We start from the raw sequence: 2,741 nt of genomic DNA, 5'->3' as shown, positions 1-2,741 counted from the left end.
GGATTCAGGCAGGGTTTTTGTGCTTCCGATAGGAATAAAGGATGACAGTGACCTGCCTGGAATGCACAAAACCAATCCGGCGAGGTACCCGTGGATCAGGGCCACATGCGGCCCTTTCGATTGATGAGGCCCGGCGGATCAACCTTTTTCTTGGAGACGTCAAATGGCTAAAACGCAAGCAACCCCGGGAATTCCTTCCGGTCCCAGCAGCACGGAAACCGCTGCCGAACAGCTCGTGGTCCTCACCGATGTTCTGGGGCGTAAATTGAAGGTCAAGCCCATCGACATCCTCTACGAAAGCCGGCTCACGCGGATGTTCGGCACTGAAGCCGCGGCCAATCTCCCCTACATGATGGGCTTTGTCTATCCCGCTGCCTCGGTCTGCGAAATAGACGGCGTGCCGTATCCGCGCCCCACCAGCCAGCAGGAAGTCGACGATGCCATTGAGCGTCTGGGCCGCGAAGGTTTTGCCGCATTCCTGCAGCACATGCAATCCGAAGTGGAGAAGATCAAGCAGATGGTGGAAGCCGACGTGGAGACAAAGCCGGAGTAGCCGGACTGGCGAGCGTCAGAGCTCGATGTAAGACCAAAATGAAAAACGGGGCGCAAGGCCCCGTTTTCATTGACTCACTGGCGGAAGAGGCGGGATTCGAACCCGCGGTAGGTTTAACCCTACGCACGCTTTCCAGGCGTGTGACTTAAACCGCTCATCCACCCTTCCGCGAAGCCTTTGATTATAGCAGCGCCCAGGCCTGCCGGCCGGGAAATGCGCCATAAATGCACACGCTAATGAACCGCGCCCTGGAAGCGGTGCTTCTCCAGCTGGGCCAGGGTGACGAATTCCAGCGCCTTGCTATGGGTGGACTCAAGGATGACGGGCGGCGCAAAGCCGGCTTCCAGCGCTTCCCGCCAGCGGTTGGCGCACAGGCACCAGCGGTCGCCCGGTTTGAGCCCGGCGAAGCGGTGGGCAGGCCGTGGTGTACTCAGGTCGTTGCCGTGCAGGGCGGAAAACGCCAGGAACCCGGCGGTGACCCGCACGCAAACCAGGTGGGAGCCGAGGTCCGAGGCGTCCGTGTTGCAGCAGCCGTCGCGAAAGTAGCCTGTGAGCGGGTCGTAGGAACAGGGCACGAGGTCCGTACCCAGGACGTTTTTTGCGGTCATGGCTTTCTCATAGCTGTTTTCCCGGCAGACCCGTATTACACCTTGTTGGCTTGCACCATCTTCATGGCGGAGCTGATGAGGGAGCCGACTTCCGTCATGTTGCTGGGCACAATCAAGGTGGTCTTGGCGTCCTTGGCCACCTTGGAATACGCCTCCACCGCCTGCTGGGCCACTTTGAGCTGGACAGCCTGCTCGCCGCCGGGCTGGCGGATGGCGGCGGCCACCATTTCGATGGCTTTGGCGTTGGCGTCGGCGACGGCCATGATGGCGGCCGCTTCACCCTGGGCGTTGTTGATGGCGGCCAGTTTTTCGCCTTCGGAGCGGGCGATGAAGGCCTCGCGTTCACCGGTGGCGATATTGATCTGTTCCTGGCGCCGGCCTTCCGAGGCGGCGATCAGCGCGCGTTTTTCGCGCTCGGCGGTGATCTGCGACTGCATGGCGTGCAGGATTTCCTTGGGCGGCGTCAAATCCTTGATTTCGTAGCGCAGGACCTTCACGCCCCAGTTCAGGGCCGCTTCGTCAATGGCGGCCACAACCTGCGCGTTGATGATGTCGCGCTCCTCAAAGGTCTTGTCGAGTTCCAGCTTGCCGATGACGGAACGCAGCGAGGTCTGGGCCAGCTGGGTGACGGCCACGATGTAGTTGGATGAGCCGTAGCTGGCGCGCATCGGGTCGGTGACCTGGAAATACAGGATGCCGTCGACCTGCAGTTGCGTGTTGTCGCGCGTGATGCAAACCTGGCTGGGCACGTCGAGCGGGATTTCCTTGAGGCTGTGCTTGTAGGCGACGCGGTCCACGAAGGGAATCAGCCAGTTCAGGCCGGGCGTCAGCGTTCCGGCGTATTTCCCCAGCCGTTCCTTGACCCAGGCATTCTGCTGGGGCACGACCTTGATGGCGCGGATGACGAAGATCATCCCGACGATGAAAACGATAAGTGCTACATAAGATGACATGTTGATTCCCTCAGATTTTTTCTACGACCAGTTTGCTGCCAATGACTTCCCGGATACGGTGGGGACCCGCGGAGGGCGTTGCACCGGCCGCCTGCACGACCGCCCATTGCGCGCCGCGGTAGCGCACCAGTGCCGTACCGTCAGCTTGCCAGTTGTCGACCTGCACGGTCTCGCCGACATCCATGTTGACGTCCGGGTTGGTCCCGGGCGGCAGGGCTTCGGGGCTCCGGCCCCGGACAAAATGGGCAATGCCAACGGTGGCCGAGCCCACCACGGCCGCGGTGATCAGCTGCACGGACGTCGATGCGCCCAGATGGGCGGCGACGGCAGCGGCCGCCAGCCCTACGGCCACCATCAGCAGGTAAAACGTTCCCGTCGCCAGTTCCACCGCGACGGCCACGCCGGCCAGCAGCCACCAGATCGTCGATTCACTCATGCATCCTCCTTTTGTAGGTCATCCGCTACATTTTGGGGCAATTAGACCCCAAGACAAGCGTAGCGCAACAATATGTCCTTACACTTCGCTGCTTGGAAAAAGCTTCCTATCACCGCTCGGGCTCAACCTGTCTATGCCTTTTGAGCGTTCCCCATGCCCTCCGACAGGTTCAGGGCGCCCTTGAACTGCTC

General features: G+C 61.1%; 4 protein-coding genes and 1 tRNA gene. 1 reads left to right on the top strand and 4 read right to left on the bottom strand.

The window, feature by feature from the left end; genetic code table 11:
• The first annotated feature begins 163 nt into the window (after window positions 1–163).
• Complete coding sequence (locus AC1D0P_RS24200; RefSeq protein ID WP_477679061.1) at window positions 164–553, top strand: hypothetical protein; 390 nt, start codon at window positions 164–166, stop codon at window positions 551–553.
• Between the two features lie 78 nt (window positions 554–631).
• Here the strand turns inward: AC1D0P_RS24200 and AC1D0P_RS24195 are convergent.
• The 4 genes from AC1D0P_RS24195 to AC1D0P_RS24180 form a co-directional block, all read right to left on the bottom strand.
• Window positions 632–721: transfer RNA gene (locus AC1D0P_RS24195), tRNA-Ser, on the bottom strand.
• A gap of 65 nt (window positions 722–786) precedes the next feature.
• Entirely contained in the window at window positions 787–1,161 is a 375-nt protein-coding gene (locus AC1D0P_RS24190) for a DUF2237 family protein (protein ID WP_477679060.1), read from the bottom strand.
• Window positions 1,162–1,196: 35 nt separating this feature from the next.
• Complete coding sequence (locus tag AC1D0P_RS24185; RefSeq protein ID WP_477679059.1) at window positions 1,197–2,114, bottom strand: SPFH domain-containing protein; 918 nt, start codon at window positions 2,112–2,114, stop codon at window positions 1,197–1,199.
• Between the two features lie 10 nt (window positions 2,115–2,124).
• On the bottom strand, window positions 2,125–2,550 hold the full coding sequence (locus AC1D0P_RS24180; protein WP_477679058.1) for an NfeD family protein: 426 nt from the start codon (window positions 2,548–2,550) through the stop codon (window positions 2,125–2,127).
• Window positions 2,551–2,741 lie beyond the last annotated feature (191 nt).

This window comes from Polaromonas sp. P1_G2 (assembly GCF_056405515.1).
This window is presented reverse-complemented; position numbering and strand designations above follow the sequence as displayed.

What these genes read in the sequence shown, in the direction of transcription:
- AC1D0P_RS24185 (WP_477679059.1), bottom strand. Translation starts at nt 2,114, where the DNA reads ATGTCATCTTATGTAGCACTTATCGTTTTCATCGTCGGGATGATCTTC.
- AC1D0P_RS24190 (WP_477679060.1), bottom strand. Translation starts at nt 1,161, where the DNA reads ATGACCGCAAAAAACGTCCTGGGTACGGACCTCGTGCCCTGTTCCTAC.
- AC1D0P_RS24200 (WP_477679061.1), top strand. Translation starts at nt 164, where the DNA reads ATGGCTAAAACGCAAGCAACCCCGGGAATTCCTTCCGGTCCCAGCAGC.
- AC1D0P_RS24180 (WP_477679058.1), bottom strand. Translation starts at nt 2,550, where the DNA reads ATGAGTGAATCGACGATCTGGTGGCTGCTGGCCGGCGTGGCCGTCGCG.